Here is a 22,648-nt window from a genome sequence, read left to right on the forward strand (position 1 = left end):
TCTGACGCCTCCGACGCCGAGGCTCTGGATCAGGCGCTTGGTGGTGACGAAGGAGAAGAGTACATTCCCGCCGCGAAGCACAGCGGTGGGGCCGAGTCGTTGAAGCAGCCACAGGAACGTGGCTAAAGCACCGAAATCACGTCAGCGTTACGGATAGCGTTTTTTACGGTCAGCGTTTTACGGACAGGGATGCCCGTGTCGACGTTTCTGCCGTCGGGCAGTCCGACTCGTTCGGGCGAGGTACTTGTCCGGGAAGCGGTAGTGAATCTGCCGCGGTGGATCTGCCCAAATAATTTACCCTGCAACGCCAAGTGTCCGGTAACGGTTTCCTGGTGACGCGGAGTGCGAATGACGCGGCTTGGGGAGCGACCGTGCGACGACGAGACAACTCGCCGACGTGCGCCTACAATTCCTCGCCGGATGTTAAACGCAGGATAAAGGACCTCTCATGAATCGCAACGCAGGGATTTCCCACTTCGAGCCCATGGCCAGCTACCGCGACTACCAGCGTCAGCGGCAGTTGACGCTGGGCGATTTGCTGCTGGAAAACCGCATTATTTTGCTGCAGGGCGAGATTCACGACGGCAACGCCAATGAATTGGTGATGAAGCTGCTGTACCTGCAGAGCGAAAATCGCCGCAAAGGAATTCATTTTTATATTAATTCCCCCGGCGGCAGCGTGAGCGCCACGCTCGCGATCTACGACACGATGCAGATTCTCACCTGTCCGGTCGCCACCTATTGCGTCGGCCTGGCGGCCAGCGGCGGCGCGGTATTGCTGGCCGGCGGCGCCAAGGGCAAGCGTTACGCTTTGCCGCACGCCAAGATCATGATCCATCAGCCCTACGGCCAGGTCGGGGGGCAGGTGTCGGACATCGAAATCCAGGCCCAAGAGATTCTCAAGACACGCGACGTGCTGAACAAAATTCTCGCCGACCATACCGGTCAGCCCATCGATCGCATCGCGAAAGATACGGATCGCGATTTCTACATGAGCGCAGGCCAGGGCAAGGAGTACGGCGTCGTCGACGAAATCCTCACGAAGCCTCCGGGCGATACCGGAGAAGAAGAGAAGGCCGACTGAGCCCTTTCCGCCGCCGGCAACTCCGACGAACAAAACACTTTCAGCTAGCGAGTTTTCCCGATGCCATTGATTCCCTACGTCATCGAAAAAAGCGGCCGTGAAGAACGGGCTATGGACATCTATAGCCGGCTTCTGAAGGACCGTATTATTTTTCTCGGCTCCAGCATCAACGACGAAGTCGCAAACTCGATCGTCGCGCAACTGCTCTTCCTGCAGGCCGAAGATGCCAAGGCCGACGTCCATCTTTACTTGAATTCGCCCGGCGGCAGCGTCACTTCGGGCATGGCGATTTATGACACCATGCAGTTCATCACCTGCGATGTCGCGACGTATTGCATCGGTCAATGTGCGTCGATGGCCGCGGTGCTGTTGACCGCTGGCGCTACAGGCAAGCGAAATGCTCTGCCGAACGCACGGATCATGATTCATCAGCCGCTGGCCGGCATGGAAGGCACTGCCGAGGAGATCATGATTCACGCCAAGGAATTTCAGAAGGTAAAGGCCAAGCTGAATCACATCCTGATCAAGCACACGGGTCATCCCCTGGACAAGATCGAAAAGGATACCGATCGCGATCGTTTTATGTCGGCCGAAGAGGCCCACGAGTATGCGTTGATTGACCGCGTTATCGAGCACATGGCGCCGACCCCGGCGGGTGCGTAAGTAGCGAGAAAGGCTTGCCGCGTCACCGCACGGCGCTATTGCAGTTCGCGAGCAGGCCAGTGACCGACCGTGGCTTCCCATCCCGCAAATTGGCCACCGTCGCAAAAAAAATACGGATTCCCGTCAAAACACAAGGAAGTGAGTCAGCGGATCGCCCCACGGCACGCGACGCAGTAAGCCACGCCCTAGGCGCGGCGGCCGCGTCGTGACGCCGCCAGCGCGCTTTGTAGACAATCTCCCGCGTTGCCGATTCGGCGTTTCAACGAACATTCCAGGAAGCTGACAGATGCTTGCTCCGGCGAGCCGGTCTGATTTCTGCGCGAGGCCGCACATGATGCGATGGCAGTCAATGGCCGCCCTGGCCCTGTTATGCACGACGAGCGGTTGTCATTTGCAACAACTGCGCACCGCAAACGAGGATCTGGAGCGCGAGAACTTTCAGTTGGAGCAAAGGCTGGACGAGCTGACCTGGCAGCTTGAGGATGCTAAATCGGCCCTGCAAACTTGCCAGGCGTGCGCCACGGAGCCCGGTTCGTCGACGTCGGCCTCGACGCCCGGCCCAACGACCAAGCCGCGCCGCACGCCGCTGTTTTCCAGCCCTTCGAGGCAGGATAGCAGCCCCGCGCCGGATGCTGATATCGAAGCGCCGAAGGTCGAGCTACCTGACGAAGAGATGCGGAACAATGGCGCTCGCCGCCGGTCTCGTGAATTTGTACCGCGGTTCACCGGCCCGCCGGTGATCAGTCCTCCGGATCCGCACGTTCCAGAGGGTATGTCGCGCCCCCCGGCGGCTGCGCCGGAAAATACGGCCTCGCGTAATCCGGAGGAGCTGCCTTCGAATCAGAACCGCTACGCGCCGATTTCCGCGCGGCCTGGTGACGCCGAGGCTGACGCACCGCCGGCCGATCGAGGCGCCTATCCGCCTGACGCTGCAACTCCGGAAGAGATACCCCCGCAGGCCGAACCTGAAGCACCGGCCTATGCCCCGCCGATGGAAGCCCCGCCGTACGACTCGACTCGGCGCGCCCCGGCCGAAGAACTACCTGGACCTCCGCCCGCTGCGCCGAGCGCCAAAGCGCACCTGGCGTCTCAATCGCGTGGCGGGCCCGTATCGGCATTGGTCATAAATACGAAGCTCACCGTCTGGCGAAAGGCGGGTGGTGATACGTCGGTCGATGAAGGTTTGCGGGTGGTGGTCGAGCCTCGCGATGCCGCTGGGCAGGTTGTGCCGGCCTCGGGCATCATGGCGATCGCCGTTATCGATCCATCGGCTGAAGGAGACGCGGCCCGGCTCGCGCGGTGGAACTTTTCGGCCGAGCAGGTCGCTGAAAAATGGCAAAGCGGCGCGTCCGGCGCCGGCTTGCACTTCACTTTGCAATGGCCGAATGCTGTTCCGACCCGCGACGACCTCATGCTATTTGTTCGGTTGACGACCGAAGACGGTCAACAGTTCGTGGCTGAGTTCGCCTTACGACCAACGTCGGGCAACAATCCTGCCGCATGGACCGACGTCGAAGATCGGCCGAGGGCTGCGTTGAATCGTGCCAGTGGACCGATCACGATGTGGAAGCGCGCCACGGCGCCACTGCCCGAACGGGAACCATCCGCGGTTAGTGCGTTGCCTGCTGAAAAACCGAAGACACCGGAGCCAGTCGAAGAGACGGCAGCAGCACCCGAGGCGACCGGGCCGAACTGGTCCCCATATCGTTAGAACCAAAATCGCTGTTTCGCTCGCGTTCCAACGGCGTCCAAGTCGCCTTAGCGATCAAATCGCCTCGGTACCACGCTCGCCAGTGCGGATGCGAATGCAGTCGTCCATCGGCAGAATGAAGATTTTTCCGTCGCCGATCTCGCCACCAGGGCCCGAGCGGCCCCCCTTGATGATGGCCTGAATCGTGGGTTCGACGAAATCCTCGTTCACGGCAATTTGCAGCTGCACCTTGCGTAGCAAGTTTACCGAAAACTCGTGACCGCGAAACATTTCGGTGTGCCCCTTCTGGCGGCCGAAGCCCTGCACGTCCATAACCGTGAGGCGAAAGACCTCGACCTCGGTGAGGGCGGCCTTAACAGCCTCGAGACGGCTGGGCTGAATAATGGCGATAATGAGCTTCATCAACGGGACTCCGCGGGGCGTGTAATACGAGTTTGATGTTAGCCGCGACAGAGCCGCCCCCGCAAGGCCTGCCCGTAAGGTCCCGTTCGCGAAGCAGTTTGCGCGTTCAGAGGAATTGCCCCGGCAACGAGAGATGGTGCGGGACAGCTAGAGGCGATATTGCGGCAGCCAACGAGTCGATTGTTCGACCGTGAAAATCAAAAGCATTACCGTGATTTCAAGAGGCGGTAACTTGCTGAAAAGCGAGAACCAGCAAAGGTCCTCGCCGCAAAAGAAGAGAAGAGACGCCCCAGCTTGGGTGGGCTAGGCGGAGCGCCCACCCAAGCGATTGGGGCATCCTTCTGGACGGATGGTTATCGCGGTTTAGTGCTCATGACAATGTTCTGAACGCATGTCAAACGCGTTGGTCAGCCACCGCGACATCCCGTTGCTACTTTACGCGAATCGCCTCGAATCTCGTCGGATGAGGCGTCTCGCAATCGGTCCTGTTGTATCGTTGTTCCATGCACATCAGGCGAGAAAAAAAGTCACTCGCGGGTGAGGGCCCTTCACCCGCGAGTCACGCATCGCACGCCCACTTCCCCTTTAGCAAGCGGTGTGCCGAAACCGTGCCCGCGTTCTTGAATTGGTCGTAGGGCTAAGTGCCGTAAGGGGTTTTTGAAATTCGAAATGCTCGCGGATTTTGGCACAGACCAATTTTCGGGCTGCGATCTGCCTGGGAATAATGCACGGCGCGTCGCGCAAGCATGCAATGGAATCTGAGAGACGAGGCCATCGGGTCGAGGCGCAAAAATAACGGGTCGTTCGCCGGCGGTTTTGACCGCGCACGACCCGCGAAATTCTCACGATCCTCTCACATAGGCAAAATGCCCCAGGCGTTACGAATCTCAGGAGATAACGCCCGCAGCATGAATCTTGTCGACAATGCTCGCCAAGAGTTGCCCCGCGGGGATGTTGTCCCAATTGCCGATGAGATCGTTCCAGTTCCAGCCACCCGGATCGCTTCCCGTTGATCCGCCCGCCGTAGTACCGGGCTTGGTCGGGTGGCCCGGGCTATGGTTCGGCGCTACCGCCAGGTTCACCTGCCTCAGGAATTGATTACCGCTCGTGATGTCGATCGCCCGGCTCGGCACCGCGGCAGCGGTACTTGCACCTGACGCTGCGACTTGCACCACATATTGGCCGGCTTCGGTGATGTTGAACGAATAGGTACCGAACAGCCCAGACTTGGTCGTGGCCACGACCTGACCACTATTCGCATCCAGCAGTTGCACTGTCTGGCCGACAAGTGCGCGATCCGAAAAATCCAGCCGTCCATTGGCGTTAGCATCGTTGAAGACGGTGCCGGACACCGAGGCCTTGAAGACGAAGACATTCGCCTGCAAATTCGTGACGTCCGTATCGCGGCGAATGATATCGGCAAGCGTGGTGTTCTGAATTGCGGCCAGTTCCGCGCCGTGATAAATGTTCTGGTACCACAAGTGGTCGCCATCGCGCAATCGTTCGAACTGGTTGGCGATGATGGCCTGGAACGTTGCTCCCATGCTACTGCCGACCGCATGGTTTTCGGCCAGGCCGCCGACGAACAATTCGACGTTGTTCACATTGCCGTAGATCGACTTTAGCTCCTGCTGCAGGTTCGGATCGCTGGTGATCTGACTGAAGTTGGTCACGGCCGGCAGGCCGTATGCGACCCTCGCCTCGTTATAGGTCGGCAACCCGACGTCGCGCCCTCGCTGAATATCGAGAGCGAACAAATCCTGTCCCCCAGCGCCGCTTCCGGGCGCCCCGAACAGGACGTTGCGCACCGAATCGACCATCTTGGTATCGATCCCCTGTGCCACATCCGAGGCCAGGTACTTAAGGATCGAGTCCTCGACGCCTGATCCCCCCTGCATGACATACGGTGCAAAGAACGCATCGACCAGCGGCATTCCCGTCTCGCCGCCGCTCACGTCTGTTGCTGAATTGACGGTCTGAGTCGTCCCGTCCGGCATGGTGTAACTGAACGAGAATTGACCGCCGCTGTTGGTCAGGAACTGCACATCGTCGTCGAGCTGGCTGTGTCCGAAACGATAGGCGGCTTCCGAGAACTCCGGCGTGATGCCGGGATTCACATTCGGGTTATATCCCTTGTAGGTCGTCAGTGCGTTCTGTCCGAGGAGAGCGGGCAAGAACTGGTTGAACGTGATCGATTGGATTTCTGCGATCACGATGCTGCGGGCGGCCTGATAGATCTGCTCGTCATTCAAGCTGGGATTGGCTGTCGAGATTTTTTCCGCCCAATAGTTGTGCTCACGCACGAACAGGGTCTGCAGGCTGGTCAGTTCGATGTTCTCGTTGGCGCGGACATCGCCGGCCAGGAATAGCGAGGAATCCGCGGCCAGTCCTTCGTTGTCGTTGGGCAGGCCTGTCGTATTGAGTGGCGGTAGGTCGCCGGCGCTGGTCTTGAGCGTCCCGCCCTGGAATGTGCGCAGTGCCGCGGCGCGCGTCGGGTCGGATCCGTAGATCATCGAGCCGTCGAGAAACGATGTGACGACGGTCGGCTGATTCAGCGGATTGCTGGTGCTGGTGCCAGTCGTTGGATCGGTGACGGAGCGCGTAAACGGCAGCGTTTGCGTGCCGGTCGAATTCGGATCGAATTGCGGGTCGCCTGTAGGGACTGCGATCGGGTCCGATGCGCCGCCGTCGGGAGTCAGGTCTAAATCGTGGTCGATGAACTGACCCCAGGCATACGTGAACGCCGAGAGATTGTTCGAGTCCAAAATATCACCCGATTGCGATCCGAGGGCGTTGCTGATCGCCCGAGCGCTGTCCAGGTTCTGGCCGTTGGGCGTCGAGATACCGTCGCCGTAATCAGCCGGCAAAATGCTGCGCACCAAATCAGCGCCGGCGCTTCCCCAACTCGGATTGGCAAGATTGTTGCCCGCCCCCGTCACGCTGTACGAAGGAGGCAGGTTGGCGGCAACCAGTGTTGCCAGGTTCACAGTCATCAGGCTGCGAATTTCGAGATACTCGAGCGATAGTTTGCGATGCTTCGTCATGGTGTTCCCTCTGATGCTCTCTGCGAGCGACCGCCCCCGTAACTAGATATGCGCCTGCTGCCTGCAGGGCGCGTGTTTCGAGCGCCAGATGGCGCTCCTGGTTCTGACCCATTGTGCAAGTGAGACACGGCGCAACATCGCGCCAACTCGATCTCAACGACCGCAAAAAAAGAAAGCGGTACGCAGCCCCTGACGCAGTGCAACAAGACGACCGCCCTAGCCCGACAGTACGATAGAATTCCTTGCCATAATCCGATCGGCGGCAATGGGTACTGCAAGGATCAACACGGTTGCACCAAACGCGTGTGCGCAGAGATCCCCCTTCAATCGCGCAACGGCAGAAACAACCATTGCCAACGACGTAGGGAGCTACAGCATCGGCGACGAACGCCGACGGCGCTAGAGATGTGCAAACTCGATTCAGTCTCAATTTACCACGAGGCCGCGACCCAACCGACCAGCCCGACCGGTTAAGCGGCACTGCAAGCAGTGATATACGGCCACTTCAGATCGTACCCACGCGGGATATCCTGTCAAGGAAAATACGCAAGGTTTACCGATTAGGACGACTGTCCCGGTGACTCGCGATGCGTCTGGTACGCGACCCGTATGCATCGCGTCATCTCGTTTAACATTGCGCGGAGCGCCCACGGCGTGGGAATCGCGCGCGATATCTCGTCAAAAGCGCGCTTAACGCGATGCGTGTTCAATGCGCATAAGATTGTGCGTGCAAAACAAAAAAAAGCCGCCCACGCCGAGGGAGGCGTGGGCGGCTGGTCAGGCGGACTTGCGATCTTGCAGACGACTAGTAGATCAACGTCACGTCCGTGCCCCAGATGAACTGTTGGCTACGGGTGCCGCTGTCATACGGCAGTTGGCCGGCCGAGTTGGCCTTGCCGTTGTACCAGTCCCAACGCAAGTTGGGCCGGATCAACAGGTTCTGGCTGCCGCCCGGACGCCACTGCGGACCCCAGGTAGTCTCGCAGAAGTTACCGGCGAAGCCAGGGCCGACGGCGTTGCCGCTCGAGTTCGGGCTGAATACGCTCGGTACCGCAGCACCGACGCGGAAGCCTTCTTCATCGCGGAACCACTCGTAGCTGGCACCCCAGGTCCACGCGTTGTTGACCTTATAGAACAAGTATTGGTTCAAGCCGTACCAACGGGCCGTTTGCGTTCCCGGTCCGAAAGCCGCACCTTGAACACCCAAGTCGCTTTGGGCAACCCACGTCAACCGTTCGGTCAACGGACGGGTATAGACCATGGTGTGCAAGTAGCGCGACGTATAGACGCGGCCACCAGTCGGAGCGACGACGCCAGACGAGTTGGCATCGGGCTCATGGTCTTGAATCCACACCCACGCGAACGAGTCTTTCTTTTCACCCGTCCAAGTGGCGGTGCAGATCGAACCCAGGTGCGGGTTCGGTCCACCGAAGAAGCTGTCCCAGCCTTGAATGAGTCCGGCGCCCAAAGTCCAATGTTCGTTGGCAGTCCAAGTGGCCAACATGCCGGAGTGAGTGAACGGCTCGCCGTATTGGAACGTGTAAGGCAAGCTGTTGAAGAAGTTGTTGATCGTAGGCACGACAAAGTAACCTACCGGAGAGTAGAAGTGACCTAACTTGACTTTCAAGTTGTCGGCCGCCACTTCGCCGTAGAACTGCGGAATCGCCAAGCCCATGTACGGGTGGTTTACCGAGTTGATGCGGTTTTCCAGGTTGGCTTCAGTCGTGAAACGATAGTCAGTACCGTACAGGAAGTCGACGCGACCGCCGAAGTCCCAGCCGTCGCCTTCGGTATTCGTCGGGCGATCGATGTACAAGTACTGCTGGTTGAGCTGGTACTGGTTCGCCTGGTCGGTCCAGGTCACCGGGCCGTTGAAGCGGTCCGCCGGATTGCTGGTATTCCAGGTGAAGCTTTGCGTGGTCCAGCCGCCGATTTGCAGGCCGACCTTTTTCGTCCAGCACGTTTCGAACAGATGGCACATCTCGGGAGATGCGTCATCACCACAGGCGCTAGCGCAGCCGGAGCTATCGCCGCAGCCATTCTTTTCGCCGCACCCTGTGGCACAGCCGCCGCTAGCCGGCGCTGCGGGGGCAGCAGCGGGGGGAGCGGCCTCGGGAGTTGCGCCTTCCGATTCTTGCGCGTAGTAGCTGTCGTACTCGTACGCCGTCGTTCGGGCAGGCGCCGTCACCCGCGACGGTTGTTGCGCGATGGCGGCCTGGCCTCCAGCCAGCAGGCCGGCAATGGCGAGTGCCATCGCTCGCTTGGTTAACCTCATGACCCACACTCCGTTATTCCTGGGTTAGGAGAAGAAGCAGGAGCCCGCCTGAACGCCTGCAAGATCACAAATCCTTAACGCATACGCCGTGTACAGAGCGCGACGCGCACGCCCGCTAATGGCGACAATTCTGCTATCGGTACAGACGGCGCTGCGAGTTGACGGCAATAACGCCATATCCATAGACAGAGCCAGCAGTTACGTCGGCCGTCTGATAATTGGTGACGGTCGCGGAAAATGTGCGGGCGCTGCTGGCTAGAGCCCCGTCCCGCGCGCCGTGAATCCGTCCTGTTGTCGAGGACTCGACCTGGTCCAAGAACGAGCAGAGCACTACTAGGTGCGCTGTTCACAGCGCGCTGGCGTTCTGCGCGTGAAATCGCATGGAAAACTTCACGTCATAGCACGAGCGACCGCCTCAACGATCGCGCGATCGTCGATTCGCAGACAGCCCACAGGAGTGGTTTATTGTTCCCCTTCGTCAGGGGGCCAGGGCACAACCGGCATGCGCGACGGTTCATCTCGCCATGAGGAGATGCGCAAGTTTCGGGCGTCGATCGTTACCATGATTGAGCCCAAGAGTGATGTGTTAAACACCTGCGCTCCGTGGCGGCGATAGGCGCCGGCGACTTCGGGACGATTCGATCGGCTATCGCCGCTGATCACGGTAAATTCCGGCGTCGTCCAAGCGACGAAACCTGGCGGATCGCTCTGGGCGCTGCCGTGATGCGGCGCCAAGACAAGATCGCAATCCAACGGGCTTTCAGCCAGTAAATCGTCAAGGCCCGGCGATTCGAGATCGCCGGGCAGCAATAACCGTCTCCCCCGATAGATGACCTCGAGCACGATGCTATTCGCATTGTCACTGCCCAAGGCGCCGCGCGCCGGCGGATGAAGTACGTTCAACGAACATTCATTCGAACCGCGCAGGCGATCGCCGGCCGATATCTCGCGCAGGGGGACGTCGGCTTCTTCAATGGCGTCCCGCAAAGCGGCAACGCCGGCTCCGCCATCGTCGAACATGACGGGCGAAACATAAACCGCGCCGACGCTGAAACGTCGCAGCAGTTCGGGTAAGGCGTTGTAGTGATCGATATCCGCGTGCGAGATCACGACGGCGTCGATGTGTCGGCGACCGCGAGACCATAAGTAGCCGGAAATCGATCGCGCCGCGGCCGTGGGCGAGCCAAGCTGTCCCGCGTCGTAGAGCACTGTGGAACCGTCGGGCAACGACATCACGACCGCGCAGCCATGCCCTACCGATAAGAAGGCACATTCGAGTTCGTCACGTTGGGGTCGAGCGCCTTGCGAGGCAAAGAATCCAACAGCAATCCAGCCAGCGAGCAGCGCCGCGCACCAGCGCCGTGGTGGTCGCAACCGCGCGTCGACGGCCCAGGTCGCGATCAGTCCGTAACACCCAACCAACCACCAAGTGGGCGGCCCCGGCAACCAAACATGGCTTCCAGGTAGTCGATCGACGATACGCACCGAGTTGCCCACGATTGCCATGCAGGTATCGCATAACATTCCCAAGGGAATCGACAAGGGCCAGATCAGCCAACCAACGGATACCAGGACGAAGCCGGTGAATAATCCTAGTGCGACAGGAACAGCCAGCAGCGGAGTCAGCAGCAACGAGCCCGGCGAGATCAGATTAAAACGCGCCAGGACCAGCGGTAGCGAGATGAGCCAAATCGCAGTCGTGATGAGCATCATGCGACCGAACCCGGCGCCCAGACTGGTTGCAATGCGTTGGGGCCAAGGTCGCGTTCGTGCGATCAATCGATCCAAGGGATCCAGCGCTGGTCTTTTCCAGGCATGCGGTCCTAACCAGGCCATTGTTGCCACGGCCAGAAACGACAATTGCGTGCCCGCGCGGAAGACCTCGGCAGGATTCCACGCCATAACGATCACGGCCGCGGCGCCCAAGAGATTGAACATCGAACTTGGCCGGCCCGCGTACAACGCGGCGCATACGATCGCCACCATGACCGTGGCGCGCACCGCCGGTGGCTCGGCATCAATCACCAGCGCGTACAACGCCGTGATGATCGCCACGGCGGCCAGCGCCGGGCCGCGGCGAAGAAATCCAAATTCCAACCCACGAAACAGCACCAACGCAAGCAATCCCACGTGCAGGCCCGAGATCGACAGCAGATGGACGGTGCCGGTCTCGTAATAGTGCCGTGTGGCGGCCGCGTCGAGTTGTTCGCGCTGGCCCAGAATTAGCGCCAGCGCCAAACCGGAATGTGTGCGACCGAGCGAGTTCCACAGCGCGTTATCACCGGCCAATCGCGCTTTGTCCCACCATCGTCGCGGTTGCCAGAGTGAACCCGGGGCGAGCACGGTCACGCACTCGGGATGATCGGCCGATAGCCGGCCCAAGCGGCGATCGACTCGTTCGTAGTCGGCGAAATCGAACTCGCCAGGGTTGGCAGGGGCGCTGATCGCGCGCAGTTGCCCGAAGACCTGTAGATGGTCGCCCGCTTGGATGCCGAGCAGGTGGCCATCGACGTCCAGCGTTGCCGTTCCCGAGGCCCGCAGCCACCGATCGCCATCGCGAATACGTAGCAAATGAACCGTCAGCCGGCTGCGATCGCCCGATGTGACGGGCCGCATCGGATCGAATTCGGGCGCAGGCATACGTCGCGGGCTGGACCGTGCAATAGCTTCGAGGCAAACCGGTTGTGCTGTATCGAGCGCAAACGTGCCTAACTCATCATTTGGGTAAAGTGCCCAGCGTACCTGGTGCCATGCGGCGCCGGTTGCGGCGAGACAGGCGAGCATCATGATTCCGGCGATGCGCAGTCTTGCTTGGCGCCACGCGGCGAGCCAAGCCCCCCACAGCACAATCGCAGCAAGCCACCAGGCGGTCCAGCGCGCCGGCAACAAATGATCGACGACAATTCCCGCGCAAACCGCTACAGCGACGACGACCAACGGTTGATAGCCGGTCGTCGCTCGGACGTTTCTATTGTCGCGGCGCGCGGTCACACGAACGGTCCTGACGGCAGTGTTTTCGATTCACCGGCAGTGATGCACTGTAGGCCCGCGAGGGCCGCGATGCTAGTTTTTTGCGGCCTTCCTGCGCGCGAGCGGGCCTCTGGCGCGCTGAGGACGGCCTTGGCGGTCCCTCGCCGAATCCGCTATGTTGCGCCAAAAGTCACGGATGATTCGCGAGACGATTTGCAGAACCGACTCCAGGAGGTGTAGCTATGCATCGCGGCCCTATAGGATTAATGGCGTGGATTTGCGTGCTGGGCTTGGGCATTTTATCCGCGTGCAATCCCGCAGTGAGCGAGAAGGCGAAGAAGCCTACAAGTTCGGCGGCAACTTTGCCCGCCGAAGAGATCGCGCCGCCGGCCGGTGCCGCGACTGCCACGAGGGAAGCCTCTACAGATGCAGCGAATGCTACCGAGGCGCCAGCAGAAGTTACAGCCCCATCGGCCAAGACCGACGTGGCGCCTGCGAGCACCTCCACTCCAACCGAAACCGCTTCGATCAAGGCTACCGATACCGATGCTCCCGACAAAGCGTCCGCAGCCCCTCTAAAATATCTCGACGGCGTACCGCTCATCCCGCGGACAGCGCTTTTCGGCAATCCGGAAAAATCGAGCCCCCGTATCAGCCCCGACGGAAAGCGGCTGGCCTTTCTCGCGCCGGTCGACGGCGTGATGAACGTCTGGGTGGGGCCGGCTGACGATCCTGCCGCGGCGAAGGCGGTCACGGAAGACAAGAAGCGTGGCATCCGCGCATATTTCTGGGCCTACACGAATGAGCACGTCCTCTACGTTCAAGATCAGAATGGTGACGAGAACTGGCACGTATACGCAGTAAGCCTGGCTGACAATACGACCCAGGACCTGACTCCGCTGGCAAACGTGGCGGCGCAGATCGAAGCGGTCAGCGAGCGCGCGCCTAAGGAAATCTTGATTGGCCTCAACGATCGCGATCAGCAATACCACGACATTTATCGCGTCAATATTTCGACGGGCGAGCGCAAATTAGTCGAGCAAAACAAACAGGGCTTCGCCGGTTACCTGACGGATGAAGATTTGAAAGTGCGCTTCGCGATGCAGTATTTGCCCGATGGCAGCAGCGTGATTCTCCGGCCGAATGGCGCGGGCGGATGGGACGACTTTATGAAGGTTCCCATGGCTGACACGCTCACAACGCAGCCGTCGGGCTTCGACAAAAGCGGCAATCTGCTGTACCTGATCGACAGTCGCGATCGTAACACGGGTGCTCTTACCACGGTGTATCTCGAGACGGGCAAGCAAGCGACGCTGGCCGACAACCCAAAGGCTGACGTGTCAGGCGTGCTTACGCACCCGACGGAGAAGACAATTCAAGCCGTGGCGTTCACTTACGGTCGCAAGCAATGGCAGATACTCGATCAGGCCATCAAACCGGATCTGGATTACCTCGCCACCGTGACGCGCGGCGACGTCGAGGTCACGAGCCGTACCCTGGACGATCGCTGGTGGACCGTCGCCTACCTGACCGACGACGGACCGGTGCGCTATTACCTGTACGATCATGAGCAGAAGAAGGCGAAATTCTTATTCACGAATCGTCAGGATCTGGATGGTCTTCCGCTGGTGAAAATGCACGACCTTGTCGTAAAATCACGAGACGGTCTGGATCTGGTTTGCTACCTCTCGCTTCCCAAGGGGACCGATGAAGACGGCGATGCCCGGCCTTCGCAGCCGCTCCCGATGGTGCTGGACGTACACGGTGGCCCCTGGGCACGCGACGACTGGGGATACGATGCGACGCACCAACTGTGGGCTAACCGAGGCTACGCTGTGCTGAGCATCAACTTCCGCGGCTCGACCGGCTTCGGCAAAGAATTCGTCAATGCCGGCAACAAAGAATGGGCCGGCAAAATGCACACGGACTTGCTGGACGCCGTGGATTGGGCGGTCGCCGAAAAGATCGCGGACCCAAAGCTTGTTGCCATCACCGGCGGCAGCTACGGCGGTTACGCGACCTTGGTCGGCATGACGATGACGCCGGACGTATTCGCCTGCGGCATCGACATCGTCGGGCCGTCGAACATCATCACGCTGTTGCAATCGATTCCGCCCTATTGGCAGCCACAGATTCAGTTGTTCAAGGATCGGGTGGGGGATTTCACGACCGAGGCAGGTAAAACCACACTGACGAAACTGTCGCCGTTGTCGCACGTCGCGAATATTAAAAAGCCATTGTTGATCGGGCAAGGCGCCCATGACCCGCGCGTGAAGCAGGCCGAGGCCGATCAGATCGTTTCCGCGATGGAAGCAAAGCACATCCCAGTAACGTACGTGTTGTACCCCGACGAGGGACACGGCTTTGCGCGTCCGGAAAATCGAATGTCGTTCTTCGCCGTTAGCGAAGCTTTTCTCGCCGAGCATCTCGGCGGACGCTACGAGCCGATCGGGAAGGCATTCACAGGTTCCAGCATCACCGTGCCCGTCGGTGCCGGCGAGGTGCCCGGTCTGGCTGCAGCGCTAGCGAAATAGCGGGAAGGGGCAAAGTCGATTGCTGCCGAGTGTCGAAATGCTCGACGCAAGGTTAAACCAACTACTATTCATCAATGTTCGAAATCACGTTCAGGAGAAGTAACATGGCGCTCGCGACAATGGCGATCACGCGAATGGTCAGGGCGGCATTCGTAGTTATCGCGCTGATCACGATCTCCGCCCTTGGCGCGGGCGAAGCCTTCGGGCAAGTGGCGCCGGCAGAAAAAACGGCGATGCCGCGCGGCGAAGGGCGATTGTATAATCTGACCGCGCGCCCGTTCACGGTGCAGTTTCACCGTGCTGACGGCGTCAAGTGGTCGGATGGGTTTGTCATTCAGCCCGGACAATTCTACGCGGTGCGCGTCCCAAAGCCCGGTGAAAAGAGTGAGATCATGGGCCTCACCGGCAATGGCGAAGGGTTCGTGATCGTCCGCTTTCGCGACGCCAAACTGGGAGGATTTCGCACGCTGCGCCTGACGGCGACCAATCCCAACAACATGAAGCTCGAGCCGACTTGGTTTGCCGTGGACGATTCCAGCGGCATCGTCAACCTGGTGCAGCAACCAGGCGTGGCCGAGGCGAAAACGGTTCAGGAGGGCTTGCAAAAACAGCCCGCACTCACGGCCGAGGAACTTGACCGTATGAAACGCACGTTGCGTGCGAATTATGTTTTGACAGATTGATCCCTGGTTCGATTTTCACGATGCATTAGCGCGCTTATGATCTTAATTAGTGTCGCCGCTCTCGAGAGCGCCCGTGAGGCGCCTGATACTGGTAAGTTTTTGCTTGTAAATGCCAAGGTGAAATATGTAAGCTGGGCGTCGGAGCGAGAATCATTTCTTAAATCCACGTTCTGTGGACTACGTCATCGGAACTAACAAGCCGACGCCGCTTGGCAAATACAGAGCAAGGCTTGTTCTAAAGGGGCGATATCGTTTCGCGTTTGCCGAAGAGGTTGAATCGTCGGCGCGTAATTCGTCTGATAATGAAATGTCGGAGGCGACCATGACATCGACTGCGAGCGGTGTGCGATCGGTCTTCGTTTTCGTCGTTGCCGGTCATCTTTCGATGATTGGACTTGCAATTCTGATTTCCGAAAGTCGCGCGGCGGGCCTGCCTGCGGGAGATATCGTCGTCACGGCCGATATCACTAGCGGTGACCCGGGGTTAATGCTGATCGATCCCACGACCGGTAATCGCACGATTCTATCCGACAATACTCATGGGACAGGGATGCCGTTCACGTATCCCAACGACGTAAGCGTGATGAGCAACGGCCAGTTGCTTGTGGCCGATGGTGGGACGCCTTACCAATCGGCGGATACGCCGGTGCCGGTCCCGGATTCAGTATCCACGAACAGTCTTCCGCCCGCGACCCCGGCGCGTCTGTACATCGTCGATCCCACGACAGGCAATCGCACCGTGATTTCGCAGGACAGCCTGACCACGTCTAGCCCGGTCTATTCTGAAATCGGATCGGGCCCTGCCTTCGGCGCAGCCGGTTACGCCAGGCAGGTAGGCAATCAAATTCTGGTAAGTGCCGCCAACAACAATGGTGATTTGAATTTGGCGGGACGTCTGATGACTGTCGATCCAGCAACCGGCAATCGTGCCATATTTTCTAACTTCAATGTCGGAACAGGACCTGCGCCGGAATGGATGGGCGGCATGGTGGCCTCGGGTAACTCGCTATTTGCCCCGGGCTATTTTCAAGGCCTGTTCAAGATCGACCTGGCAACCGGCAACCGAATTCTCCTTTCTGGAGCAAACGCCGGTGCCGGACCAGCTTTTACGGTGGGATACAGCGCCGCTGCGTACGGCGGCCAGATCTATGTCTCGGGCGCCGGTCAATCATCGAACGCGGCGACCTACGGCGTTTTTCGCATCGATCCCGTGACGGGCAATCGTTCGGTCGTGTCTAGCAGCACGGTAGGAAATGGACCGCTCGATACGACGGGAACCATGCAGTTGGCCATCGGATCGGCTGGCACAATCCTAATGACAGTTCAGGGACACAATGCCAACGGCCTACTCACAATCGATCCTTTGACCGGCAATCGTGCCCTACTTTCCGACGCAACGCACGGCGCGGGGCCCGCGTTTGAGGCGATGAATGGCGTCACAGTGATCCCGCTGTACGGCGATGCCAACGGCGACGGCATTGTTAACACCCAGGACCTGGCCACGATCGCCAGCCAATGGAGCCATAACGGCTATTTCCTGCAGGGGGACCTCAACAACGACGGTATCGTCAACGCGCAAGACCTGGCGCTGGCCTCGTCGAATTGGCTGGGGACTTCACTTGGACATGGCGACTTGGCCAACGCAAACACAATGGCGCCTGTGCCGGAACCGGCGACAGTCTTGCTCAGCCTGGTCGCCGGTGCCGCGTTGGCAGTTGCGCGGTTGCGATCCAAACTCATTTCGTCACGCGTTCGATCTCCGCTTTAACGGCCTCGACGCCGATGACTGGCGCACGGCAGGCGAAGTTTTGGCAAACGTAGAGCGCCGGCTCAGTAGTTGGGCCGTCGACGGCCTTGCCGGCAAAGAGCGGCGTTAGAACATCGGACTCGTGTCCCCCCGGCCGCGCCGCGAGCACTTTGTTTGGCCAGAAGCGACGTCGCAGACCTTCCAGCACCTCGCTACGAGACGCGTTCCCGGGCTCAGCGATGAGTACCAATTCCGGCGTCGGCCCGAGTTGGAAATCGAGCGCCATGAGCATCTGGCCCGCCGCCATCGGATGCCGTTCGATCAGGTCCGTGAACAAGTTCAGCGTGCGATGTGCCGCGTCAAGAAAATCAGTCCGCCCTGTGAGTTTTCCCAAACGCAAAAGTGCGGTTACCGCCATCGCGGTCGCGCTGGGAGTCGAACTGTCTTGCACATCCTTGGGGCGCGCGACGAGCGATTCGTGATTATCGGCCGTGAAATAGAATCCTCCCGACGCTTTGTCCGCAAATCGGTCGAGAATAACCTGCGCAAGCGACACGGCCTCGGCAATCCAGCGCTCGTCGAAATCGGCTTCGTACAACGTCACCAGCGCATCGGCCAGACATGCGTAATCGTCCAGGTAAGCGTCAAATCGTGCCTGGCCATTGCGGTACGTGTGTAACAGCCGGCCGTCGGCCTGCCGCATGCGCGTGAGAACAAAATCCGCCGCCTTCGCCGCCGCGGCAACGTAAGCAGGCTCGTTTAATGCGCTGCCGGCCAGCGCCATGGCCCCGATCATCAGGCCGTTCCAGTTCACCAGTACCTTGTCGTCGAGCGCCGGCGGTACGCGCCGGTTTCGTACCTCGAGCAAGCGAGCACGGCTCTCCTGCAATTCCTTGCTCAATTCAACGGGATCGCGCCCCAGCATCTTCGCGCATTCGGCGAGCGACTTGGGCTGGTTGAGGATATTATTTCCCTCGAAATTCCCCGCAGCACTGACGTCATAGGCGTGGCAAAAGGTTTCAGCCCGGTCAGGGCCGAGCACTTCTTCGATCTCTTCAGGACGCCAGACGTAGAATTTTCCTTCGACTCCTTCGCTATCGGCGTCCTGTGTACTGCGAAATCCGCCGTCCAGATCGCACATTTCACGCAGTACGTAGTCCAACGTCTCGCGCACCACGTGAGCGTAACGCTCTTCGCCTGTTACCTGGTACGCCTCCGTGTAGCTCGAGGCGAGCAGCGCGTTGTCGTAGAGCATCTTTTCGAAATGCGGTACCAGCCAGTGATCGTCGACCGAATAGCGATGAAAGCCACCGCCGAGATGGTCGTAGATTCCGCCGGCGGCCATTTTGTCGAGCGTCAATCGCACCATATCGAGCGTCTCGTCCTGCCGATCATGCCACCACAGTCGCAGCAGTAATCGCAGCTCGAGTGGATGAGGGAATTTTGGAGCGCCGCCGAATCCTCCTTCGCGCGCGTCAAAGAGTCGAGCCAACTCCCGCCGCGCATTTTCGAACGCCGCGCGGGTGGGCGCCTTCTTCGACACCGCCATGTTGGTCATGGCGGTCAATTGTTGGGTCAGGCGATCGGCCGCGGCGAGGACTTCCGCGCGCTGGTTATTCCAAGCGTTAAGTACCGCCGTTAACACCTGGTCGAAGCCCGGCATCCCCATCCGAGCTTGCGGCGGGAAATAGGTGCCGCCGTAGAACGGTTTCAATTGCGGTGTGAGGAAAACCGACATCGGCCAGCCGCCGCGGCCGGTCAACATCTGCACGGCGTTCATGTAGATATGATCCAGATCGGGCCGTTCCTCGCGGTCGACCTTGATCGAAATGAAGCCGGCCTTCAATTGCGCCGCAATCGCGGCATTCTCGAAGCTTTCGTGCTCCATCACGTGGCACCAGTGGCACGCCGAATAGCCGATTGACAAGAAAATCGGCCGATCCTCTGCCACGGATCGCGCAAGCGCCTCGGGGCCCCACGGATACCAATCCACCGGATTTCCGGCGTGTTGCAGAAGGTAAGGGCTGGTCTCATTGGCCAGTCGATTTGGCATCGGGGCACGTTCTTCGAAAGAGGGCGTGGCAGGAAACAGCGCGTCTGCTTCGGCAAAAGTCCGGCGACAGCGCCAAGCCGCGCGCCCGGGGACACGGCTTGCTCTTATTTGAACGAGTGCGCCGCGTCCGGGTAAGTGCCGTCCTGCACTTCCTGACGATAGCGGGTTGCCGCCTCGCGAATCTGGCTTCCCAGGTCGGCGTAGGACTTCACAAAACGCGGCAGATAGCCGCTGGTGATTCCCAGCATGTCGTTGACGACTAGCACCTGTCCGTCGCAACCGGGCCCAGCGCCAATGCCGATCGTCGGGACCGATAATTTGGCGGTGATCCGCTCGGCGATCGGCGTCGGGATGCACTCGAGCAGCACGGCAAAGGCGCCTGCGTGCTGGGCCGCGAGAGCGTCAGCCATCAAGGTTTCTTCCTCGCGCTGCACTTTGTATCCACCCAGAACGTGAACGTTTTGCGGGCGCAGCCCACAGTGTGCCATTACGGGGATACCGGCGGCGACCAAGGCCCGAATGGTTTCGGCCTGCTCAGCGCCCCCCTCCAACTTCACCGCTCGGCAGTGGGTTTCCTTCAGTATACGGCTGCCCGCTTCGACTGCCTTATACGGACCCAGGTGGCAGGTCGGAAACGGTAGGTCCACCACCACCAGGGCCCGGCGGACGGCCCGGCCGACCATTTCGGCGTGGTAAATCATCTGGTCGAGGGTCACAGAGAGGGTCGTGGGATGTCCTTGCACGACCATCGAAAGGCTGTCGCCGACCAGGATTCCGTCGACTCCTGCGTCGTCCAACAGCCCCGCCATCGCATGGTCGTAGGCAGTGAGCATGCTGATTTTCTGACCGGCGGCCTTCATGGCCACGAACTTTGGCACCGTCAGCGGGCCGTCTTCTTTACTCATGGAACCCTGGTTGAAAGCGGACGTGGATGCGGAATGGCCGGCGGCCCCCCGTGCGACGACAGGCCGAGGGCATTGTTATCAGCGGGGCTTTGGCTGACAACCGCCCGATGCTACTGCCCGCGAGGCCCATACTACAGGCAGTCCGTTACGGACGTCGTTGGTCGTTCAAGTGTACGCCGCGGCGAAACTCGTTAGCCCCCAAATAGTTGGCGAGTTGTCGGCCAGACGATATCGTAGAGTCGGCGACAGGGCGCTCAATCCATTGGGCGGCAGGTTTACGAATCCGGCGGGAAGAGGTGGCAATGATGACACGGATGAACGGTCACACAGCAGGGCAGGCCGCGGCGGTCGCGCTCGCGTTTCTAGCTGGCACAGTTCACGCTCAATACAACAATAGCGGCAATAACAACAATCCGAATTTTCTCGTCCGTAAAGCGCAGTTGATGCAACTGCCGGTCGTTGACCTGAAAGGAACGGTTGAGCAAGTCGGGGCCGATGGCTTGGCGATCAAGTGTGAAGGGCAGGCATTCAATCTTTCTGTCGATTCCAACCTCACGCATGTGCAGTGCAATGGGACGGCCGACCGCTCCTACCTGAAGCCGGGGGTCTTGGTGCGCTTCGAAGGAGAATTCGACAAGCGCATGCAACCCAAGAGCGGACCACTCGAAGTGCTGTACGTGGTCACGCAGTCCGAAACATCGCAGCCCGGTATTCATTCCGACTCGGACATCGCGGCCGCCGCCGCGGCTGGCGGTGAGAACGGTGAGAATAACGAAGAGGGAGGGCAACGCCCCGCAAAGCGCGCGGCTGTCGAAAACTGCGTCGTCATCGGCACTATCAAGCTGCTCAAGGACGATCAGTTGCAGGTCATGGCCGATGGCAAGCCGGTGAAAGTGCAATTGGCGAAGGAAGCTGAAATCAAGGTCGAGGTCGACGATTACACTCTGGCCGCGGCCGGTGACGAAATTGTCGTGCGCGGACGAACCGTGCAACCCCCTTCCGGGCAGCAGCCGGGGCATGTCTTCGGCGAGGATGTGACGATCACGCTTGCTCAACCGCTCGAGTCGACGAGCAAAGCTCCCGCGAAAAAGAAGAAGTCATCGAAGACCACCAAGTCCGCCAAACGATAGGGCGATCAATAACGGGTATCGCAACCTTATCGTGGCATCGATTTCGTCGTGTGACGACTAGATGCCCATCCGGCCCAGCGCGTCGATGATGCTGCCGACGATGCCGGCCAATGTCGGATGCGTGGCCTCGAACTCACGTTCGGCAGTCCCCAAGCGTGTCACGATCGATTCATGCTGCTTGGCTCGCGACGTGCCGCCGACCGTTGACGCATCGTGCGACGTACCCGGTTCAAGTAGCCCGCGAATCTCTGCTAGCAGGTCCTGCAGGGCGGTGCGTGTCTCGGGACTGACGTTCGGCGCACCGCGCAATTGGTCGTGCAAGCGTGCCAAAGTCTCGCGCAGGTTATTCGATTCGTCCGCCATTTTTGCTCCGTTTTCTGACGCGAGTTTGTCCATCAAACAGCCTTCGGGCCCTGGTTCGCCGGGGCTACGAGCACCCCGTTCGCGGGAATGACGCTGTCGGCCAAAAGATACGGCTCAACGGACCGGCGAACAAGTGCGGCATGATCCGGCAACCGGGTGCCGCCCGTTTCAATATAGCCCTTGGCGATTGCTCCCGCGCGGCGGGCTCCGGCCCAACTCGCCTTGGTCAAAATTACCAACCTCTTTTATAATCCGGCCGCCCTGGGGCGTCTCGCGGACGTGCCACCGAAATCGCAGGAACCAGATTTGCAGGCCCTGGGCAGGCCGCTGGCGAAGTCGCCCTTTCAACAGCAAGGAATGCGCTATGTTTCGGGTTCAGGACGTCCTCGATCTCCACTCCAGCACGGTCGCTCTCTGGCATCAGCAAGAAGTTCGAAATCCCTACCACGGCTATCTGCAGGTCGCGTGCGAACAGCACAAATTCAATTACCTGCTGTGGCACGAAGAGGACATCGCCCGCAGCACGGACGTCACGGATGCCCGCATCGCAGAAGTCAAACGCGCCATCGACCGTTATAACCAGCAGCGCAACGATCATATCGAGCGACTGGACATGTTCCTGATGGAATGGCTGTCGCGCGAAGGTGTCACTCCGCAAAAAGGAGCGCGCCTGAATACCGAAACTCCAGGCAGCGCCGTCGATCGACTATCAATTATCTCTTTGCGTATTTATCACATGCAGGAGCAGATGGAACGGGCCGACGCGACCGAGGAGCACCGCCAGAAGGCGGCCGATCGGTTGTCGATCTGCTTGCGACAGCGCTCCGATCTCTCCGGGGCGCTTGCTGAGTTGGTCGACGACATCTCGAGTGGACGTAAGCGTCTACAGCTCTACCGTCAGCTTAAGATGTACAACGATCCGACCATGAACCCGTATTTATACGGCGGGGCAAAGAAAGTCGCTTAACCGCAACGCTTGGTCCTTACCATCATCGAGCTCAAGGCACGGCTGCGCGCTACTTGCCCAGAGATTCGCTACGAGTAATGAATTCTCGTTGCAATTCGGAGCCTGGTGAACACCAAA

General features: G+C 59.7%; 15 protein-coding genes. 8 read left to right on the forward strand and 7 right to left on the reverse strand.

Features of this window, described 5'->3' with window-relative positions; translation table 11 throughout:
- The first annotated feature begins 448 nt into the window (after nt 1-448).
- From VGN12_17715 to VGN12_17725, 3 genes are all read left to right on the forward strand, one after another.
- Nucleotides 449-1,084: an ATP-dependent Clp protease proteolytic subunit gene (locus VGN12_17715; GenBank protein ID HEY4311291.1), complete on the forward strand. Its 636-nt coding sequence runs from the start codon at nt 449-451 to the stop codon at nt 1,082-1,084.
- A 60-nt stretch (nt 1,085-1,144) separates the two neighbouring features.
- Nucleotides 1,145-1,747 (forward strand): ATP-dependent Clp protease proteolytic subunit, encoded by a 603-nt coding sequence (locus tag VGN12_17720; GenBank protein ID HEY4311292.1) that lies wholly within the window; start codon nt 1,145-1,147, stop codon nt 1,745-1,747.
- A 331-nt stretch (nt 1,748-2,078) separates the two neighbouring features.
- Nucleotides 2,079-3,458 carry a hypothetical protein gene (locus VGN12_17725; GenBank protein ID HEY4311293.1) on the forward strand — a complete coding sequence of 460 codons (1,380 nt, stop codon included), beginning with the start codon at nt 2,079-2,081 and terminating at the stop codon, nt 3,456-3,458.
- A 54-nt stretch (nt 3,459-3,512) separates the two neighbouring features.
- On the opposite strand, the gene VGN12_17730 is transcribed toward VGN12_17725, so the two are convergent.
- The 4 genes from VGN12_17730 to VGN12_17745 form a co-directional block, all read right to left on the reverse strand.
- Entirely contained in the window at nt 3,513-3,860 is a 348-nt protein-coding gene (locus tag VGN12_17730; protein HEY4311294.1) for a P-II family nitrogen regulator, read from the reverse strand.
- 887 nt (nt 3,861-4,747) lie between these two features.
- Nucleotides 4,748-6,904, reverse strand: a complete 2,157-nt coding sequence (locus VGN12_17735; protein HEY4311295.1) for a peroxidase family protein — start codon at nt 6,902-6,904, stop codon at nt 4,748-4,750.
- 805 nt (nt 6,905-7,709) lie between these two features.
- Nucleotides 7,710-9,179, reverse strand: a complete 1,470-nt coding sequence (locus VGN12_17740; protein HEY4311296.1) for an outer membrane beta-barrel protein — start codon at nt 9,177-9,179, stop codon at nt 7,710-7,712.
- 462 nt (nt 9,180-9,641) lie between these two features.
- The gene (locus tag VGN12_17745; GenBank protein ID HEY4311297.1) at nt 9,642-12,170 is read right to left on the reverse strand and encodes a ComEC/Rec2 family competence protein; all 2,529 of its coding nucleotides are present in this window, start codon (nt 12,168-12,170) and stop codon (nt 9,642-9,644) included.
- A gap of 221 nt (nt 12,171-12,391) precedes the next feature.
- Between VGN12_17745 and VGN12_17750 the strand changes: the two genes are divergently transcribed.
- The 3 genes from VGN12_17750 to VGN12_17760 all read left to right on the forward strand — a co-directional run bounded on the left by VGN12_17750 (nt 12,392) and on the right by VGN12_17760 (nt 17,134).
- On the forward strand, nt 12,392-14,683 hold the full coding sequence (locus tag VGN12_17750; protein ID HEY4311298.1) for an alpha/beta fold hydrolase: 2,292 nt from the start codon (nt 12,392-12,394) through the stop codon (nt 14,681-14,683).
- Between the two features lie 104 nt (nt 14,684-14,787).
- The gene (locus VGN12_17755) at nt 14,788-15,366 is read left to right on the forward strand and encodes a hypothetical protein (GenBank protein ID HEY4311299.1); all 579 of its coding nucleotides are present in this window, start codon (nt 14,788-14,790) and stop codon (nt 15,364-15,366) included.
- A 322-nt stretch (nt 15,367-15,688) separates the two neighbouring features.
- Nucleotides 15,689-17,134, forward strand: coding sequence for a dockerin type I domain-containing protein (locus VGN12_17760; GenBank protein ID HEY4311300.1), 1,446 nt, complete (start codon nt 15,689-15,691; stop codon nt 17,132-17,134).
- Here the strand turns inward: VGN12_17760 and VGN12_17765 are convergent.
- Nucleotides 17,103-19,166: a thioredoxin domain-containing protein gene (locus VGN12_17765; GenBank protein HEY4311301.1), complete on the reverse strand. Its 2,064-nt coding sequence runs from the start codon at nt 19,164-19,166 to the stop codon at nt 17,103-17,105. The two genes, VGN12_17760 and VGN12_17765, sit on opposite strands and share 32 nt — an antisense overlap.
- A gap of 104 nt (nt 19,167-19,270) precedes the next feature.
- A complete protein-coding gene (panB, locus tag VGN12_17770) occupies nt 19,271-20,071 on the reverse strand; it encodes a 3-methyl-2-oxobutanoate hydroxymethyltransferase (GenBank protein ID HEY4311302.1) in 801 nt (266 codons plus the stop codon).
- A gap of 314 nt (nt 20,072-20,385) precedes the next feature.
- Between panB and VGN12_17775 the strand changes: the two genes are divergently transcribed.
- Nucleotides 20,386-21,201, forward strand: a complete 816-nt coding sequence (locus tag VGN12_17775; GenBank protein ID HEY4311303.1) for a hypothetical protein — start codon at nt 20,386-20,388, stop codon at nt 21,199-21,201.
- Nucleotides 21,202-21,258: 57 nt separating this feature from the next.
- On the opposite strand, the gene VGN12_17780 is transcribed toward VGN12_17775, so the two are convergent.
- Nucleotides 21,259-21,564, reverse strand: coding sequence for a DUF4404 family protein (locus VGN12_17780; GenBank protein HEY4311304.1), 306 nt, complete (start codon nt 21,562-21,564; stop codon nt 21,259-21,261).
- Nucleotides 21,565-21,928: 364 nt separating this feature from the next.
- On the opposite strand from VGN12_17780, the gene VGN12_17785 reads away from it, so the two are divergent.
- A complete protein-coding gene (locus VGN12_17785; GenBank protein HEY4311305.1) occupies nt 21,929-22,531 on the forward strand; it encodes a DUF4254 domain-containing protein in 603 nt (200 codons plus the stop codon).
- Nucleotides 22,532-22,648: the final 117 nt, after the last annotated feature.

Source organism: Pirellulales bacterium, from assembly GCA_036499395.1.
In the GTDB taxonomy this organism is placed as follows: domain Bacteria; phylum Planctomycetota; class Planctomycetia; order Pirellulales; family JACPPG01; genus JACPPG01.

Bases quoted from the DNA above. Each gene is read 5' to 3' on its own strand.
- VGN12_17715 (HEY4311291.1), top strand. From the start codon at position 449: ATGAATCGCAACGCAGGGATTTCCCACTTCGAGCCCATGGCCAGCTAC.
- VGN12_17720 (HEY4311292.1), top strand. From the start codon at position 1,145: ATGCCATTGATTCCCTACGTCATCGAAAAAAGCGGCCGTGAAGAACGG.
- VGN12_17725 (HEY4311293.1), top strand. From the start codon at position 2,079: ATGATGCGATGGCAGTCAATGGCCGCCCTGGCCCTGTTATGCACGACG.
- VGN12_17730 (HEY4311294.1), bottom strand. From the start codon at position 3,860: ATGAAGCTCATTATCGCCATTATTCAGCCCAGCCGTCTCGAGGCTGTT.
- VGN12_17735 (HEY4311295.1), bottom strand. From the start codon at position 6,904: ATGACGAAGCATCGCAAACTATCGCTCGAGTATCTCGAAATTCGCAGC.
- VGN12_17740 (HEY4311296.1), bottom strand. From the start codon at position 9,179: ATGAGGTTAACCAAGCGAGCGATGGCACTCGCCATTGCCGGCCTGCTG.
- VGN12_17750 (HEY4311298.1), top strand. From the start codon at position 12,392: ATGCATCGCGGCCCTATAGGATTAATGGCGTGGATTTGCGTGCTGGGC.
- VGN12_17755 (HEY4311299.1), top strand. From the start codon at position 14,788: ATGGCGCTCGCGACAATGGCGATCACGCGAATGGTCAGGGCGGCATTC.
- VGN12_17760 (HEY4311300.1), top strand. From the start codon at position 15,689: ATGACATCGACTGCGAGCGGTGTGCGATCGGTCTTCGTTTTCGTCGTT.
- VGN12_17765 (HEY4311301.1), bottom strand. From the start codon at position 19,166: ATGCCAAATCGACTGGCCAATGAGACCAGCCCTTACCTTCTGCAACAC.
- panB (HEY4311302.1), bottom strand. From the start codon at position 20,071: ATGAGTAAAGAAGACGGCCCGCTGACGGTGCCAAAGTTCGTGGCCATG.
- VGN12_17775 (HEY4311303.1), top strand. From the start codon at position 20,386: ATGAACGGTCACACAGCAGGGCAGGCCGCGGCGGTCGCGCTCGCGTTT.
- VGN12_17780 (HEY4311304.1), bottom strand. From the start codon at position 21,564: ATGGCGGACGAATCGAATAACCTGCGCGAGACTTTGGCACGCTTGCAC.
- VGN12_17785 (HEY4311305.1), top strand. From the start codon at position 21,929: ATGTTTCGGGTTCAGGACGTCCTCGATCTCCACTCCAGCACGGTCGCT.